The sequence below is a fragment of the Campylobacter sp. MIT 21-1684 genome, assembly GCF_026241315.1.
Lineage (GTDB): Bacteria > Campylobacterota > Campylobacteria > Campylobacterales > Campylobacteraceae > Campylobacter_D.
On the sequence record NZ_JAPHNA010000013.1, the window covers coordinates 20,776 to 39,071 of the forward strand.

The following is an 18,296-nucleotide window of genomic DNA, read 5'->3' on the forward strand; positions in this document are numbered from 1 at the left end:
AAATTCTAGTCTCTAAAAAATTCATAGCCGTTGTCTATAATTGCCTTACCATTATCTATTTTAATAGACTTAAACTTAAAATTACTACCTAAAGATGAAGTGCGATTTTTCTGAGAGTTTGAAGCGGGATAAATATAAATATTTTCTGTCATTTCTGAAGAAAACTCAAAAGCACTATCAAAATGTTCCTTATAGCACTTACACAAATATTCTAAAAATATTTTAGAGCTATTTATTTGTTTTAAGGCTTTCTCTTGATTTTCTTTACTCTTGCTTGATTTTATTTCGCAAAAACATATTTTTATATTTCTATTCTTACAAAGCAACACGATAAAATCGCAAGAATCTAAGTTCGGTTTTGTTTCAAAAAGATTTTTAATTGCTGAACATTTTTCTGCTTCTTGTCTAATAATCAAAACATCATCTTGATTTTTAAAAGTAAATTCTATTCTTTGAATAGCACTTTCTTTTTTCTCTTCTCTTACGATAAAACAAGAACTTTTTTCGTTTTGAGGGGATATTTTTAAATCTCTATGAATCGCATTGCGAAAATTTTTCAAATCTTTAATTGTCATTGCCTCGTCCTTTGCCTCTTATAGCCTCCTCAAAAATCAATCCTTGATTCTCATTTTGGCAATCAATAGGCTCATCAAAGGTTTCCATAAAAATACCTTGCTCTTGTGTGATTTCTACTGCTTTTAAAGTATTTTTACCTTTAATATTCTCTGCCAAATATGCCTTAACTTTCTTAGATTCTAAGCCATATTCTTTGCTATATCCTTGCTTTTTAAATTTCGTAATCTGCTCATTGGAAAGATTCTTTAACATAATGCAATTACTTAGCTCCCTTACAATATAATCACTATGTGTTGTGATAAACACTTTAATTCCTGCATTCACAAGTAAGACAAGCAATCTTGCTACAAGAATCTGATTTTTGGGGTGCAAATTGAGTTCTGGCTCATCAATCATTAAAATATCACCAACTTGCGCCCTATGCAAAACATAATAATTAAGCATTAAAAGGGAGCGCACTGAACTAGAAGCTCTTTGCACTAAAAATTTTCCTTTTGTAATTCTTTGTTTTGCACCGGGTGCAAACTCTATCCCCTCTGGGCTAACGATATACTTCCCGCCTATTACTTGATAGAGCAACTCTATGATTTCTTTATACAAGACATTTTCTTTTTCGCCCTTTTTGATGAAACTTGTTTGTTTAGCTACCTCATCAAGCTCACGCACAAAATAAATATTATCCTTTACAGGCTTTGGATAGCGAGAATACCTAGTGTTTAACACATTAAACACTGTCTCCTCTATATTTTTTCCATTTGCCCTTGAAATTTTCTCTACAATTTCATTTTTATTCACATCTAACTCTCTTTGAAACATTGTAGCACCTGTGCGTTCAGTGCTTAAAATAAATGCGTAAGGATAAAAACCTACAATAATATAACGAAACAAAGTTGATATAAAAATTTGCTTTCTTACACCAATATCTTTTTGCATTTTTTCATTAAAACGATTTTTGCTTTTTTTATAATCAAACAAAAAATATTCTCTAGTCGCTTCCAGTAATTCAAAATGCAAAGAATAAGAAAAATAACCCAATACCTTTTCTCGTATTTCTGCACTTTCTACCTGTTCTATATATGAAATCATTTCTTCCACAATATCTATATGAAACTCACTATTATTAAAATCTTCTTCTTTGCTAGCCAAGATTTCAGCTAAACTGTTCTTATACGCTATATTTAATGTTTTAAATAACTCACTAACAATACTTTTCATTATATTAGAGGAGATTTTCATTACACATTCATCCTCTATTGCAATATTTTTTAAAAACTTTTGCGTTATCTTTTCAATAAGATTTAAAAGAATATATCCTGTATCGTTATTAATATAATCCAAATATCCATACAAACTATAAGTTGCATAGGTTTTGCCTGTGTTGTTTTCACCACAAATAAGTGTCAAATCTCCTACTTCAAACTCCGCTTCATCAAGCATTCCGATGTTTTTAATATAAATTTTCATTTTTTATCCTTTCTACTCCCACCATAGTTAGCTTTTTCAGTTTTGGGTATTTATACATATCTTTTGCTGCTTATCAATACACCACTCTAAGTCTATCATTTAGGCTAGAATCAAGGTTTAAAAAGCTCTCTAAATCTAACTCTTCAAAGCCATCGATAAAAATATATTCATTTTGCGTGCCGCGTAAAAACTCTAGCACTTCCTTATCGCAACTTATGAGATAAAAGCAATCCTCACATTGATAAAGTTTGTTTTCAAAGATAGTTTTTAGAGGTTTGTCTAAAGTCTTTCCGCTTTGTAAGGCTAAGTTTATTGCTTTATCTAAGGGGCTTAAATCCTTATTGCTTAGGAGTTTGAGTGTGCCTTTTTCGGTTGTGATAAGTTCGGGTTTATCGCTTAAGGCTAGCACACTAAAGCCTAGATTTTCACCTTTTGGGTTTTTAGAATCTTCATAATGTTTGGCAATTTTTTCACTTACTCTTTTTACTCGCTCAATCGTTATATCGCTAATGACAGGATTCTTACTTTTTAGCTCATTTTTGCAAAAATCATAAGCGACTTTTGATTTATCCTCTAAAATTGGCTCATCAATTTGCACTAAAATAAACCGCCTATTGCCCCCATCCTCTGCGTTGAGCTCCATTACTGCTTGAGCTGTTGTGCCGCTGCCTGCGAAAAAGTCTAGGATAATATCTTTCTTATCTAAATTATTTGAAGATTGTTTGTTAGATACCAAAGAAATTAAATATTTGCATAATGAGACCGGTTTATTAAAATTAAAAATTTTATCTCCCATTATTTCGCTTAATTCACTTGAAGCTGTTTCATTTGTGCCGACACCATCTCTTTTTGAAATTTCGTTTGTTGGCATTACAATTCTTTCTTCTTGCCTACAATACCTAATAGAAAATTTATCGCTCTTAACAATCAAAAAAACATTTTGCAAAATTTCTAAATCTAATGTTTCCTGTTTCCAACGAAAATGACCTTTAAGTCTAAATGAATTAACAATTCTGCCATTTTCAACTTTTACATTATCTAAAAGTTCTATTTTATCTCTTATGCCTTTTTTATAGACTCCATTTTCCAAATTGCTATAAACATAATTTGCTGGAAAAGTTAAAATTCTTTCACTATTTGTTTCGTTCCATAATGGTGCATCTCCACCTTCTGAAATTCTTGCTATCATTTTTTGATTATCTTTTTCTTTTTGATAACATAAAATAAACTCGTGTGTTTTTCTTGTTTTATTTGAAGCAGAAGGCGGTGTTTGTGTTTTGTTCCACAAAAATGTTTCTACAAAATTCTCCTCCCCAAAAATCTCATCACACAGCAGTTTTAAATTTGCTTGTTCATTATCATCAATGCTAATAAATATCACGCCATCTTCACGCAACAAATCCCTTGCAAGTTTAAGTCGTGGAAGCATAAAGCTTAGCCAACCACTATGTGTGCGTGAGCCTTGTATGTTTCTAAAAAATTGCAAGGTTTCAGATTCTAGCTCTTGTCCATTCTCATCTATTTCTATTAGTCCTACTTCTTGCAAGATTGCCTTATAATCTTTTCTAAAATTATCGGGGTAAATGAAATTCTCATTTTTTGTATTGTAAGGAGGGTCAATATAAATCATTTTGATTTTTTCAGTATAAGCGGATTTTAGGATTTTAAGGACATCTAGGTTATCGCCTTTTATTATAAAATTTTGGGTGGCATTGCCATTTTTGTCATATTGAAAGGCAGAAATCTCTCTATTGTTAGAATCTTCTTTTATGAGAGGGCGGAGGGGCTTGAATGGCGAAGTCGCTCCCTCCTCCCTCTCAAACTCTCCCTCCACCCCGACAACGCTTTTAGAGGTTTGCACTTCGTGTGATTGATGTTTAGAATGGCAAAATGTTTCCTCAAATTTCAGCATTTTTTGCGTAGGGGTGCTATAAAGGGCATTTGCTAGTCCTTTGCCTGTGAAAGTGAGTTCATAGCCTTGTGCGTTGCTTATATCCTTACCTAATAGCGCGGCAATGGCGTTTAAGTTTGCTTGTCCTTCTTTTATGCTCTGTGGAAAGTGTGTTTTTAGCATTTCTTCAAGTGGATTTGAATCTTTGGTGCTATCAAGGATTTTTATGCCCTTTTGTGCTGCTTGTTTTTTATCTATCATACTTCATCCTTTGAGTGTGGATTTTATAATGTCGCGCAATTCTTGTGCCTTAATGCGCGTGGTAAAAATCACTTGGGTGTTTTTAAGATTTCTTTGCAAGGATTCAAAGAATCTTTTGGCATAATCTATCTTTTGTTGCTCTTGTGGAGGAATATCGCTCTCTTTATCATAGCCCTTTGTTTCGCAGACAAAAAAGATTTTTTGCCCTTTTTCGTCCTTTAACAAATATGCAAAATCTGGTTGATATGCCTTAAAGGGAGTGGGAATGCTAAATTTAGGGAGTTTAGCAAAGACTTCTATGCTCTTGCCCTCTACATTTTGATGTTCCTCTAATATCACTTCTTCTTCAATTGTAGAATCCCAAATGGCTTTATCGTAAAGATACTTATCGCTTGGCTTTTTATCTTTGCTTTCATATTTACCTAACTTATGTTTATAAATCTCATCTTTTGGCTCACCCTTGCTTGTATAAAGCGGGTCATTCTCGGCAAATGTAAAGGTCGTATTAGAAAACGCATTTTGACAAAATTCATAACTCACGCAAGAGAGTAAATTTTCGTGCAGGGAATCAGTGATGATATTTTTGAGTGTGGCAAAGGCTTTTTTGGGTGAATTATAAAAATTCTTGTGAGGAAGTGCGTTATAGATTCCACATATCAACTGAAGTGGTAAATGTGAATCTTTGGCAAAATCAAGCAAAAGTGCAGTTAGTTCTTTTTGTAAGGCTTTTTTGTAATCTCTGTCTTTTAGAGTAGTAGAATCTGCGATGATGATTTTATTTTGCTTGGCGTCATAGATTTTGCGTTCATAGGTGATAGATTCTTTTTCAATAGTGGCTTCATTAAATTTTAAGCAAATAGAATCTATAAGGGCTTGTTTTTGGATATTGTGGTAGGTGAGTTGTGCTTTGGCATTGATTGTGCGCCATAACTCTTTAAAATCTTTGGCTAGTTCTTTGCGGATTTTCACTTTTTCTTGGGATTTGTTTGCGTTAATAAGCTGGTCGTGTTTGTTGTTAGATTCTTTAAATCTCTCTAGCACCCCCTTGAAATCATCACCCAAAATCTCTTTTGCCTCCTCATTGTCTTTGATTGCTTCATAAATGGGAGAAATGATTTTGTAAGTGTTGTTTTCCTCATTGTATTCAATGACTTTTAGTCGCTTTCTTAGCAAGTAGATAAAATCATCACTTTTTGCTCTATTCTCTATCATTTCATTTAATACATTGCCATCAATAAAATCCCCACCAAAAACAAAGCTAGAATCCATAATCTCACGCTGCAATCCCTCTATAAAGCCTAGCTCCTCGCCACTAATTAGCATATCAAGGTAATTGATGTCAAAAAAGGCATTATCATTAGAATTTAAATAGCGGTGTGTAATGCGTTTGCCATCACTATTCACACAGATTCTTAAACCTCGCCCTACTTGCTGATGTCTGCTTGTATCGCTGTTAGAATTTGCTAATTTAGTAAGGGTGAAAATGTTAGGATTATCCCAACCCTCCTGCAAAGCCCAAACGCTGAAAATAAAACGCAAAGGAGTATCAAAGGATAAAAGCTTTTCTTTTTGCCCTAAAATCATTTTAATATCGTTTGCTTCAATATTTTCTTTGGTGTTTTCTTTTTTCTTTGTGCTTACTTGACTATCACCACTAAAATAGCCTTGATGAACGCGTAAATTTCCGCTTTCATCAAAATCTTTTGCTAGATAGTCTTTGTAGTTTTGGGGTAAATGTGGATTATTTAAAATCTCTTTGCGCTTTTGCTTATAAAGCCTTTCAAATTCATTTTTGATAAAAGGCTCGTCTTTGCCCTCTATTTCCCTAAAATCCTCAATATTTGGGATAAAAAAGAGGCTTAAGGCTTTGATATTTTGCGAAAATAAAATGGCTTCTTTTTCAAAATGCAAATCTATTGCTTTCTCAAGCAAAATGTTTATCTCAGATTTTTCTAGTTTATAAGACTTTGCTTTTTGCAATGTTTCTCCATTGCTTAAATATGCTTTGTCTTTGGCGATTTTTACGATACTCACGCCGCTTAGACTAGAATCCAATCTTCCTAAATCCACACCTTTTATAAAGGTGTCGTGCTTTTCTATTCCTGCCTTTAGAAATGAAAGCTTTGCGCTTTTGCCATTAACAGAAAGGAGAAAGGGTGCTTGAGAATCTTTAGAAATCGTATGCACACGAATTTGCTTCACAAGGTACTTTCTAAACGCACTAATGGAATCCAAGCAATATGCGACATTGCTTAATTCAAAATCTTTTTCTTTTGGAAAAGTCGCACCAAAACGAAAGTATAATGCACTAATCTTGCTAAAATAGGCATTAAACGCTTCGCCTTTAAGCAAATGCGGCTCATCAATAATGGAAATAGGATTAAGTGCGGCGATATTTTCAAAAATACTTTTTGTATCAAAAAGGCTTTCACTTGTTTTGTTAAGGATATTATCTTTTTTATCTATCGCGCTATTAGTTAGAATCAGCACACTTAATTCATCGGTGTTTTTAATATAGTGGTTAATAATTGCACTTTGGGATTTACTCCCCTCATAAGTGTAGATTTTAAGGTGATGTTTGTATTGGTTATAAAAGTAGTCTTTAGTAAGGCGGATATTTTGCTTAACAGATTCTAAAATCGCCTTTCTTGGTACAAAAATAATAAATTTGTTTTGTTTGAATTGCTTATGAAGTTCAAAAATAAGATTAAGATAGGTAAAAGTTTTGCCTGTGCCTGTTTCCATTAAAATATCAATATTGAGCTTATTGCTTAAAGCAATAATTGGCATAGGATTTTGTGCATAGAAATTTTGAAAGCAAATTTGGAGGTTTTGTACATTTTGTGCCTTAAAATCAAAATTTTGCAAAATCTTGCTGATATTTTCTAGGCAATCTTGCTGATAATCTTGTTTTTCAAAAATCATACTTACTCCATTTTAAATATTAATCAGTATTCTAACCATATCGGGCTTATGCTTTATTGAATTATCTTTAAGATTGTATGTGAAAGTTTCACGCAAAATAGGGGATAATCTTATATTCCATATCATTTTCTTCCAAAAACTTTTTCACGCCATAGTCTATATTTTCACAGCTTGTTATGAACACTCGGCGAATGCTCTTTTTGGCAAAAATTTTTTGATTTTGCTCTAAATATGCGGTGCAATCTCCTAAAAAGATTCTTAAATGCTCTTGTTTGATTTGCGAATGCTCCCAATTCTTGCATTGAATCAAAAGCGCCTCTTTGCCTTTATATGCAATGATGTCAATGCCTTTATCGCGCCACCCCTCCTTAAGACCCTTAGGATACACTTTGTAACCCTGCTGTTTGTAATGCTTAACAATTTGCAATTCGTATTTATCGCCTTTTTGCTTATTGTGTCGCGCATTATTAGAATCTCTATTATTCCTACAAACATAACTCTTGCGTTTTCTAGGAAAAAGCGCAAAAGATAATAGTTTAAGCAACATACCCATAACAAGCTGCTTAAAATACTGCTTAACTTTTATTATAACACTTAAAATCATCATCAAGCGGACAATTCTCTAAGCTTTTTTGAGAAAATAAAAATCGTCCATCACAGACAAAGCCAAGTTCTATCCAATTCACGCTATTTAGCTTATCGCATAGAATTTGCAGTGCTTTGCTATCTACTTCAAATTTAGGAAAAATCGCTAGAATTGAGCCATCATATGCTTTGCATTCGTGGAGAAAAAAAGGTTTTTGATTTCTTGTTTTAGTATTTACATAAATGCGTGGAGCTTTGCTTTTATAATAATCCCTACCCCATTCCCACCAATTCTCCTCACTAAATTTTTTTATTTTTCTAGCCAAAAGCTTATTTTTAAAATTTTGCAAATACTCTGAAGTTTTGCCATATTCTCCATAAATCATTTTTCTTGTCTTGCCACTTTTTGCAGTAGTAGAATTTACAAATTCTACATTACCAACCTCATCATTTGCAAAGATAGAATCTGCTCCACTTACTGCCCCAACTTTTACAAAAAACAACTCATTAAAAGGTATGGTATAAGATTTTTGTGTAAAAAGAATTTGTCCATTAATACAAGTAAAATTTTTCACACTTTGTGTTTTGCGTTTAAAATTTCCTTTTTCAAAACGCCATATTGCGCAGTTTGGTTGGGCATTCTCAAAAATCTTTTTATCGCCTAAGTCATAAAAATGTGTGATTGTGCCTTGAGAGAATAAAAACTTATTGAGGCGAATGCTTGAAGTGGATTTTAAAAAATCTCTAGGAGTGATAAAAATCAACTCTCCACCCTCATTTAAATGTAAAATGCACTTATAAATGAAAAATAAATAGAGGTTAGAGCGCATATCAAAAAGATTTTTATAAGGATTTAAAAGAAATTTTGTATCTTCTACAATATCTTGGTAACGCACATAAGGAGGATTGCCGATAATAGTATCAAATTTTTCACTTATAGGATAGGCAAAGAAATCGCATTGCAAAATTTTTTTATCTTTAATAACATTGCTATCAATTTCTATGCCAACTTTATTGCTTGGCAGATGCAAGAAAAATGCTCCATCGCCACAACTTGGCTCTAAAAAACGAGGATTTTCACGCTTTTTAACACTTTGAATGAGCCCTAACATTTCACTTACTATATTTAATGGGGTAAAAACTTGTCCCAAATATGCGATATTAAGAGAATTTTTTGTATTATTAGGCTTTGTCATTGTTTATCCTAAATTCAGGAAAGTACTCTAAAAACTTATTATAGATTCTAGCTCTTAAGGCAAAAGATTTTGCCATAGCGCCTAAAATAAAATCTTTTGCCTCTGTAAAATTACGATTTTGCAAAATCTTATTTTTTGCCCAATTTGCTTGAAATGGTAGATTATTGCCATTTGGAGTTAAAACATTAAGAGATTTGAGACTTGTTGCAAAAATATCCCTTGTATCATTTTTATTTATAACTAAAAAGTAATAATCTCTTGAATTTTGTTCTGCATTTGCACGAATTGCTTGAAAAAATTTTAACCAAGAAATTTCATTATCAAAATGTGGAATCTTGCCTGTAAAGGCGTAATAAATGCCTAATTTGCAATTTAAATTATCTGTGCTCAGTTTTGTAATTTTGATATTAACAGGATAAAAATCTCCATTTTCCTCAAAAGAAAAATCAAACCAATCTCTCATATTTTGGCGATTAATAACAAAATTGCGACATAAAAGATTAAAAATCTCATCTTCATTAAAAGCAGAATTAACCCTGCCATCGCGTGAATTTATGCTTAAAGTTAAATTTTGCTGTTGTAAGAATTCTACTATTTCATATAATTTTTGAGGAAAATTTGTCGCCATACTCTATATACCTCTCCATCTTCAGGCACTCTAAATTCTCTATTTTCATCTGCTTCAAGCGCTGTATAGAGTAATCCTTGCTCGTTTAGCTCATTCATAGAGTCAGGTTTATTATTCCATATCCTAGTACAGCGAAATATCGCTAAAACCACTTTTAGCGATATTTCTTTGATGAAAATCCTTGATTTTCACACCCAAATAGCAATCCTCTAGCTTGGAATAAAATGCTTTTTGATAATCCATAATAACCACTTTCAATATTTATAACTATTTATTTACTTTATCTTACAATGATTCTACTGTATCACACATCTACCACTTGCACATTGATTAACCATACTGCTAAGAGGCAAAACCCTACTACCGCGCCTATCATCGCCTTCTCCAGTGCAATTATTGTTTGAAATAAAGGCAGCAAGCGGATTGTGATATATCTCTCTTAATTGCAAATGAAAAAACAGATAAATATTTATTCTGCCACCTTGTGTTAGTACATTCAATGCTTCTTGAGGATTTCGTGCGAAAGAATTTGTTAATCTTTGAGTATAGTTTTCATAAGTAGCATTGAGTACATTTGTAGGTATAAACTGCACTCCATTAGGACTTCTAAGTGCTACTATTGCGTGCCCACTACGTTGTCCTCTTTGATTGGTGGAAAAAATTTGTACAACCCACATGGTGCCTAGAGGCTGTGTAAAAAAAGACTGCAAGTTTCTTTGAATATCTCTGTGATTTGTGAAAAAATTTGATGCAATCCAAAAATGTCCGGGAAATAAGCTAAGAGCGATAGAACGGTACATTTGTGCAGCATATCTAAATGTATCTGCTTGACTTAGTCCTGCTGGAATTTGTGAGGCGTTGTATGGTTCTAATGCACTAGCAAGAGCTGGGTAGCGCATACGAAAAGATATGAATGGATTGCGTCCATATTCTGTATCAAAGAAAAAACCCCCTGATTCTAATGGAGTAGATGGATTTTGCGTCATTTCAGCTATAATTTGATAGCTTTGCAACAAACACACACCACAATCTCCTGCTCTTGCCAAAGTGCCATCGGTTGTCGTGGCAATTTGCCAAAGTCTCCTTTTCCACGCCTCATTTAAAACAAAGTGAGGCGGTACTATGGATTTAATATTTTGTGTTTCTTGTAGCGTAGTATTATAACCTATTGCTGGACACATAGGCAGAGAATCGCTTAGGTTGGCATTTACAAAACGTTGCCAATTTTGCAAACCATAAGCGAATCGAAAATATGAAGTTTGCCCTTTATCTGTATCTTTTGCCAAAAAATAAGACTTTGCAGTATATGGTACACCCCAATGTATGCCATATTTAGTAACTCGCAAGAAATTCCCTAAATAATCTTTCAGCATAGCTTCATTATTGTCTGCAAAGCTGAAAAATTCCCAAGTTTTAGTGTCATTTGCAAGTTTTTTAGCGTGAAAATTGCAATTTTCCCAACTTACCCAATTCCAATCTTGGCTTCGTGTTTGCGTGGAGTTAAGACACAGCATTTGTGCGTTAGATGTATTATATTGGGCTATGTAGCCATTTTCATAGTTAAAATAGAGATAAAGCGGTTCATCTTTGATCGATTCATTATTGCGCATATAATATAAATCAAAACCTCTTTCAGTGATAAAGCTCCAAGCAATGAAACTTTTTTGAACTAAGCTTGGAGGAGTAGCTATGTCTCTTAGCCAATCTTGCATTTGATAGAGAGTGTATGAGGGTTTTTGCTTATTTTTTACTTTTTGCAAGATTAAAATACCATTTTTAAGCTCAAGCATATAATCTAAATGAGGGGTATATAATGCATTGTCTTTGACTGTAAAGCTTTGACTTGTATCATTTACATTACAAGGACGTAATACTAGAGCTTTATCAAGACTCTCATCTTTGGCACTTAGGCATACCCAAGTATTTTTTACTTCCCAAGCTAAACGACTAAAGACATCATATCTAGCTTTTATGGCTTTATCACACGTCATCAATCCTACATATCCTTCATTATCCTTAAAAATGGGACTAAGACACCCAATTTTAGAATCCATTATGATACGTAGCGGTTTATCTTTAGGCATATCAGCTAATTTTTGGGGAGATTGTGCCAAAAGAGGAAAGAATATAAGAGAAAAGAGAAATATTTTCATTATTTACCTTAATTAGTATTTTTTATAGTTTTACACTATTTTATATTAATTACAATTAATTTCATTAAATAACAAAAGAATTTTATGCTTTCTAATATGACACTGCACATTAAGAGAGAACAGCTAGTACCCTCTTTTTTCATTTTATTTTTTGTTATATATCTTTTCAACTCTACAATTTTTTAGTCCAAGTATCATTTTTATAGCTTGTATCATATTTGACTTTAGAAATTCTTTCCTTTAACGTTTTTCAATGAGCCCTGTTTTTATTAAATTGTATTTATCAAGCAAAGACTTATGTGAAAAATTTTTAAAATTTCTAGCACTAGCTCGTATCATTACTTATCATAAAATTTTGAAAAATATTTTAAACTTTCAATTATAAATGAAATTATGATTTACAAAATCTTATTTTAGCTCAATTTTCCTGAAAGAAAAGATGATTATTTGAGTCTCTTATGTATCACTAAAAATAACAATCTTTAGAAATTTGTTCCGAATTGGCGTGAGTTCTTTTAAAAGAAAATAGAGTTAATTTCTTGAAACTGAATATAAAAAATGATAAAATCGCAATATCTTAACGCAATGTTAAAACTTAAGGTTTTAAAAGCTAAGAGTTTGCAAATCTAGAAGTTTTCAATGACGTATTTATATCTTAAATCGCCTTTATACTTGCTTTTTCGCTGTGCTTTACCAAATATGATAGGAAGTTTTTTCCTTTCATTTTATTTTATCATTGATGGAATTTTTGTAGGAAAGTTTTTGGGCAGTGAAGCCCTTGCTGCAATGGGGATTGTGATGCCATTTATAATGGTGGCTTTTGCTCTTAGTGATATGGTTGCTGTAGGTGCTTCTGTACAAGTTTCAATGCGACTTGGAAAAAATAAGTTGAAAGAAGCTAGAATTATTTTTAGCACTTCTTTAGTTGTGATTTTTTTAATTTCATTATTAATAAGCCTTGTATTTTATTTTCTTTCACCTTTTTTAATCGGGCTTTTAAACTCTGAGGATACTCTTAAAAATTTAGCCTTAGAATTTTTAAATATCTTTTTATATTTTATGCCTTTACTTGTTTTTTATTATCCTTTTGATGTGTTTTTACGTGTTTGTGGTAAGAATTTTTATTGTATGATAATGAATGTAATTATAGCCTTGAGTAATATTTTCTTAGACTATCTTTTTATCGTTGTTTTTGGGTGGGGACTTTATTCTGTAGCACTTGCCACTTGTATAGGTTTTAGTCTTTCTGTTCTTTTTGGGCTTTTACCTTTTTTGTTTAACCGTTTAGTTTTACAATTTAGCAAAATTTTGCTTGATTTTAAAATTTTATGTAATATTTTTTATAATGGAAGCAGTGAATTTTTTGGCTCTATTTCACATTCTGGTTTTGCAATTTGTATTAATGTGTTTTTACTAGAACTTGGTGGAAGTATTGCTGTGGCGGCTTTTGGTATTATTATTTATATTGATAGTCTCATCACTACTCTTGTAATGGGTCTTAACGAGGCTCTTATGCCAGCTCTTAGTTTTAATTATGCTAGAAAAAATTCAAAGCAGCTAAAAGCACTTATTTATTATACTTTTGGAGCAAGTTTATTTTTTTGTTTTGTTGCTTTTGTTGTTTGTATCTTATTTAGTGAGAATCTTGTAAATTTTTTCACTAATGATACAACTTTATTAGAACTTGCTTCTTTTGGACTTTGTATCTATGTGTTAAACTATCTTGCTGCTTGGTATAATTTTACTGCAAGAAGTCTCCTCACTTCTTTGAATCAAGCTAGTGCTTCTTTGATTTTAGGTTTGGCTCAAAATATTTTCATCCCTCTTTGTATGCTTTGTGTGCTTGCCTATTTTTTAGGCTTAAAAGGAATTTTTGCAACTGCCTTTGTAAGTGAAAGTATTTGTATTATTTTAAGCATATTTTTGATAAGTAAAACCCTGAAATTTTAAGAATTTTGCAAATCGAAAATGAGTTCATTATAGGATTTTTGAGAATTTTTACAGAAATCACTAAGTAGTGTTATGCTGTTTTGAATGCTTATTTTTTCAGCTTCCAGCAGTTGAGAATAAAGTTTTTCAATGTCAGTTATAGCTTTTTTATTAGGCGCTCTACGCACTGAATAATAGCCTATGATATTGCCATTGAGGTCAAATGAAGGAGTAATATTTGCAAAAACCCAGTAAAAATCTCCGTTTTTAGCTTTGTTTTTAACAAAGGCAAAAATTTCTTTTCCTTCTTTGACGTATTGCCATAAAAATTTAAAAACAACACGAGGCATATTTTTATGACGTACAATATTGTGTGGTTTATTTAATACATCAGCCATTCCATAACCTGCGTATTTTAAAAAATCTTCATTGGCATAGACAATTTTTCCCGAGAGGTCTGTTTTAGAGGTGATAAGCGTGTCTTCGCTTAGAAAAATTTCTTTTGACATTTTTTATCCTATTTTTAGTTTTGTTAAAAGTGCGGCACTTTTATTTTCTAAATCTTTAATATCTTTAACTATATGGTCATAATTTTCTTGATTGATATATTCAAGTTTTGATTCTTCAATAGCCTTTTTAGCATTAGAAAGTATAAATTCTTTACCTTCATCAAGTTCTCTTTGACTAATAAATTCTAGTATGAATTCTCTAGTCTTTTCATCATTAAGTATATTTGAGATGACATCAGTACTATCTAAATTAAAGTTATGTGTACCATTGAGCGCTAGATAGATATGAGATTTATAGAGTATGTGATCGATCTTAACAACAGAAAGGGTGAGTCTTTTTGCAAAGCTTTCAAAATTTGTGCTTAAAACTTGAGAATTTTCTTCAAGTTTTGCAAAGGCTTGAGAAAAATTAGTGATTTTTTCTTCGGTTTTACCAACTATATCAAAAACCTGCTCACCTGCTGTTTGGATATTATTAAAATCTTGTTGCATTGTTTGAATAGCGATTGAAATTTCGCTGGTTGATTTTTGAGTTCTTTCAGCAAGCTTTCGTACTTCATCAGCAACAACAGCAAAGCCTCTTCCGTGTTCTCCTGCTCTGGCTGCTTCTATGGCAGCATTTAATGCTAAGAGATTGATTTGATCAGCTATATCTCGTATCACTTCGACTATTGAGTTGATATTTTGAGAATTAGCCACAAAGGTTGAAACGCTTTCTTTGCTTGAATTTGCAAATTCCATTAGCGAGGACATTATCTCTTGTAAAGAATATATCTCATTGCCATTTTCTGTAGAGACCTTAGTGATGAAACCCACTATTTCATAGATATTTTTCATCTGTGAAATATCGGTATTGAGAGAATCTGAAATTTGAGACATATCTTTATTTTGATTGTCAAGACTAAGATCCATCAAGGTTTTAGAAAGCGCATTTTTAAAGGTTTGTTTAGCTGTAATTTCTATGTTTGAAAGAGATTTATTGATAAATTCAATGTTATGGGCAAAAATACCTTTTAAACCTTGACTTAAGGCTTTGCGGTAAAATTCTCCTTTTTGAGAACAGGAAATTGAAGTATTAATCTCGCGTAAATATGCTTCAAGTCTGTCCATAGTGTTGTTAAGATTATCAGCGATTTGGACGAGTTTTTGATTTTTGTTTTTTATATAAACAATCCTTCCATCAAAATTCCCTTCCTTAAGTTGCTTACAGAGGGCGTCAATTTTGTCTATCATCAATTCTTCGTAATTTTTTATTACAAACAAAACAATAAATAAAGCGATAAGCACGATGAAAAATGCTATTGCTAAAGAATTGCTGTAAAATACAGCAAAAATTCCTAAAAAGCTTAGTATAGAACCGAGTAAAAATATATTTTTCATTATTGACCTTGAGAGTTTATAAATTATTAAAAATTTTAAGGATTTAAAATGAATTTTTTAGATTTGTAAGTCTATTATAAATAATCTTAATAAAATATTAACTAAATATTAATTACAGTAGTGCAAAATCCAGTTTAAATTTAGAATTCATTTTATGAATTGACCTATATACAATAAATATTCTTAGCTTCTATAAAACTGAGTAAAAAAGTATATAGCATTATCATTCAAGCAGAATTGAGTTTTTTTGAATGTATTTATACAGGTTTATTGTATTAGGTGTTGTAATTTTTAATTCCTTTTCGGGGTTACAAGCATATTGACATATCTACCTTCGAAATTTGGTTCTTTTTCTCTGCTCGCTTTTTCTTCAACCATAGTCCAAATTTTTTCTAAAAGAATTATTCCTGATTCTGGTGTTGACATCTCTCGTCCTTTTAAAAACACACGAAATCTGACGTGTTTGCCTTGTTTTAGAAATTCTAAAGCGTGTTTGACTTTATAATTGATGTCATTTTGGGCAATTTTGATAGAAAGTTTAATTTCTTTAATATCAATAATTTTTTGTTTTTTCTTTGCTTCTTTTTGTTTTTTTTCCTGTTGGTAGCGGAATTTACCAAAGTCCATTATTTTGCACACAGGAGGTTTTGCATCTGGAGCTATCATTACAAGATCTAAGCCTAGACGATTTGCTATATCTAAGGCTTCGTTACTACTGATGATACCATAAACCTTGCCATCATCACCTATACATCTTAATTCATCCGCTCTGATTTCTTCATTGAGTAATACTTCTTTTTCTTTATTCAAAAATGCACCTCATTCATTTTTTCCTTAATTATAATAATAAATTCTTCCAAGCTAAGATTTTTTTGTTCTTTTGTTCTCCTATCTCGCAAAGCAACACTTTCTTTAGCCACCTCTTCATCGCCTAAGACTAGAATCATAGGGAGTTTTTGTTTTTCAGCTGTGCGAATTTTCTTACCGAGACTTTCATTTTTGGTAAAAATTTCGCTATCTACCCCAAGTTCGAGTAAAATTCTTTGAATTTTTTTAGCATAATCAAAATGTATCTGTGAAATAGGTACAATTCCTATTTGAGTTGGAGCTATGAAAAACGGAAATTCTCCTGCACAATGTTCAGTTAAAATTCCAATAAATCTTTCAAAAGAACCCAAAATAGCCCTATGAAGCATTACAGGCCGCTTTTTTTCATTATTTGCATTTGTATATTCAAGTTTGAAACGATTTGGAAGATTAAAATCAACCTGTATAGTCCCGCATTGCCACTTGCGTTTTAAGGCATCTGTAATTTTTATATCTATTTTTGGACCATAAAAAGCTCCGCCGCCTTCATCTATGCCGTATTGCAAACCTTGTTCATCTAAGGCTTCTTGTAAGGCTTTTGTTGCTTCTTCCCATATTGTATCATCACCTATGGCTTTCTCCGGTTTTGTTGAAATTTCCATTTCATAAGAAAAATCAAAAATTTTCATTAAACCATCAACAAAAGATAGAATTTCTAAAACTTGTTCTTTAATTTGACTTGGCATACAAAAAATATGTGCATCATCTTGAGTAAATTCTCTTACTCTGAAGAGTCCGTGTAAAACACCGCTTTTTTCGTGTCTGTGTACAAGTCCGTATTCAAAGAATTTTAAAGGTAAATCCCTATAACTACGTACCTCACTTTGATAAATTTTTATATGTCCAACACAATTCATAGGTTTGATTCCATATTCTTGTTCATCAATTTCTGTGAAGTACATATTTTCTTTGTAATTGCTATAATGCCCACTAATTTTCCACGCATCAGCTTTTAAGAGTTCAGGTCCTCTCACAGGTTCATAAGCTCTTAAGCGATGGACTTTAAACAAAAACTGCTCAAGTTTTGAACGAAGTCTTGCACCATTGCTTAGCCATAAGGGTAAGCCACCACCAATTTCTTCATCAAAAGTGAAAAGTTTTAATTCTGTACCAAGTTTGCGATGGTCTCTTTTTTTTGCTTCTTCTATGGTATGGAGATATTCTTTTAAACTTTCTTTATCTGCAAATGCTGTACCATAAATCCTTGTAAGCATTTCTCTTCTTTCATCACCACCCAAATACGCTCCAGCAACACGCGTGAGTTTAAAAAATTTTAAAAATTTAGTATTTGGTATATGGGGACCACGACATAAGTCTTCAAAATCACCTTGTTTATAAATGCTCACTTCATTGTTAGGAATTTTGAGCAAAACTTCCTGTTTTAAATCATCATATTTAAATTTTTCCAAAGCTTCTTTTTTTGTAAGAATGTATTTTTCTATTGCAAAATTATTCTTAGAAAGTTCTTTCATTTTCATTTCAATTTTTGTTAAATCTTCTTGAGTGATTTTGGATTTGACTCTAAAATCATAGTAAAATCCATCTTCGATAACAGGTCCTACAAAAAATTGCACTTCAGGGTATAAAGCTTTAAGAGCCTGTGCCATCAAATGCGCACAGGAATGCCTTAAGAGTTCTAAACTTTCTTTAGAATTGTTAAAGAATATTGCTTGAAAGTTTGTAGAATGAGCACTTTGTAAATCGATTATTTTTCCCTCATCAAAATAAGCGATGATTTCTTTTTCCATTTCTACCTCAAAATTTGCTCTAAAATGAGCTTAGACTTATAATTGTAGCTTTAGTAGGCTTAAACTCATTTTAAATTGAGAAAATCATCGTTTCGGGTTGTAATACAATGAGAGCTTATTTTTCCATAGTTTAAAATGTTACAATGAGAAATTACCAAAGGACTGTCAAAATCTTAATTTCACT

Annotated in this window: 14 protein-coding genes; 1 reads left to right on the forward strand and 13 read right to left on the reverse strand. The window is 32.0% G+C overall.

What is annotated here, in order from left to right; genetic code table 11:
- Window positions 1–5: 5 nt before the first annotated feature.
- The 9 genes from OQH62_RS06140 to OQH62_RS06180 form a co-directional block, all read right to left on the reverse strand.
- Window positions 6–575, reverse strand: coding sequence for a hypothetical protein (locus OQH62_RS06140; protein ID WP_266015297.1), 570 nt, complete (start codon window positions 573–575; stop codon window positions 6–8).
- Window positions 565–2,040, reverse strand: a complete 1,476-nt coding sequence (locus tag OQH62_RS06145) for an AAA family ATPase (RefSeq protein WP_266015300.1) — start codon at window positions 2,038–2,040, stop codon at window positions 565–567. Before OQH62_RS06145 ends, OQH62_RS06140 begins: the two co-directional genes overlap by 11 nt.
- A gap of 73 nt (window positions 2,041–2,113) precedes the next feature.
- The gene (locus OQH62_RS06150) at window positions 2,114–4,192 is read right to left on the reverse strand and encodes a site-specific DNA-methyltransferase (protein ID WP_266015302.1); all 2,079 of its coding nucleotides are present in this window, start codon (window positions 4,190–4,192) and stop codon (window positions 2,114–2,116) included.
- A 3-nt stretch (window positions 4,193–4,195) separates the two neighbouring features.
- The gene (locus OQH62_RS06155; protein ID WP_266015306.1) at window positions 4,196–7,117 is read right to left on the reverse strand and encodes a DEAD/DEAH box helicase family protein; all 2,922 of its coding nucleotides are present in this window, start codon (window positions 7,115–7,117) and stop codon (window positions 4,196–4,198) included.
- Between the two features lie 88 nt (window positions 7,118–7,205).
- Window positions 7,206–7,670: a restriction endonuclease gene (locus OQH62_RS06160; RefSeq protein ID WP_266015308.1), complete on the reverse strand. Its 465-nt coding sequence runs from the start codon at window positions 7,668–7,670 to the stop codon at window positions 7,206–7,208.
- Window positions 7,671–7,692: 22 nt separating this feature from the next.
- The gene (locus tag OQH62_RS06165) at window positions 7,693–8,898 is read right to left on the reverse strand and encodes a class I SAM-dependent methyltransferase (protein WP_266015311.1); all 1,206 of its coding nucleotides are present in this window, start codon (window positions 8,896–8,898) and stop codon (window positions 7,693–7,695) included.
- Window positions 8,885–9,526 (reverse strand): restriction endonuclease, encoded by a 642-nt coding sequence (locus OQH62_RS06170; protein WP_266015314.1) that lies wholly within the window; start codon window positions 9,524–9,526, stop codon window positions 8,885–8,887. Before OQH62_RS06170 ends, OQH62_RS06165 begins: the two co-directional genes overlap by 14 nt.
- Complete coding sequence (locus OQH62_RS06175; RefSeq protein ID WP_266015317.1) at window positions 9,490–9,678, reverse strand: hypothetical protein; 189 nt, start codon at window positions 9,676–9,678, stop codon at window positions 9,490–9,492. The genes OQH62_RS06170 and OQH62_RS06175 overlap by 37 nt, the downstream gene beginning before the upstream one ends.
- Window positions 9,679–9,822: 144 nt before the next feature.
- Window positions 9,823–11,679 carry a DUF1561 family protein gene (locus OQH62_RS06180; RefSeq protein WP_266015320.1) on the reverse strand — a complete coding sequence of 619 codons (1,857 nt, stop codon included), beginning with the start codon at window positions 11,677–11,679 and terminating at the stop codon, window positions 9,823–9,825.
- Window positions 11,680–12,318: 639 nt separating this feature from the next.
- Here OQH62_RS06180 and OQH62_RS06185 point away from each other — a divergent pair.
- Window positions 12,319–13,629 carry an MATE family efflux transporter gene (locus OQH62_RS06185; protein ID WP_266015323.1) on the forward strand — a complete coding sequence of 437 codons (1,311 nt, stop codon included), beginning with the start codon at window positions 12,319–12,321 and terminating at the stop codon, window positions 13,627–13,629.
- Here the strand turns inward: OQH62_RS06185 and OQH62_RS06190 are convergent.
- The 4 genes from OQH62_RS06190 to thrS form a co-directional block, all read right to left on the reverse strand.
- Entirely contained in the window at window positions 13,626–14,117 is a 492-nt protein-coding gene (locus OQH62_RS06190; RefSeq protein WP_266015326.1) for a PAS domain-containing protein, read from the reverse strand. The genes OQH62_RS06185 and OQH62_RS06190 overlap by 4 nt on opposite strands.
- A 3-nt stretch (window positions 14,118–14,120) precedes the next feature.
- Window positions 14,121–15,500 (reverse strand): methyl-accepting chemotaxis protein, encoded by a 1,380-nt coding sequence (locus OQH62_RS06195; RefSeq protein WP_266015370.1) that lies wholly within the window; start codon window positions 15,498–15,500, stop codon window positions 14,121–14,123.
- 288 nt (window positions 15,501–15,788) lie between these two features.
- A complete protein-coding gene (infC, locus tag OQH62_RS06200) occupies window positions 15,789–16,307 on the reverse strand; it encodes a translation initiation factor IF-3 (protein WP_266015329.1) in 519 nt (172 codons plus the stop codon).
- Window positions 16,304–18,112: a threonine--tRNA ligase gene (thrS, locus tag OQH62_RS06205; protein WP_266015332.1), complete on the reverse strand. Its 1,809-nt coding sequence runs from the start codon at window positions 18,110–18,112 to the stop codon at window positions 16,304–16,306. Before thrS ends, infC begins: the two co-directional genes overlap by 4 nt.
- Window positions 18,113–18,296 lie beyond the last annotated feature (184 nt).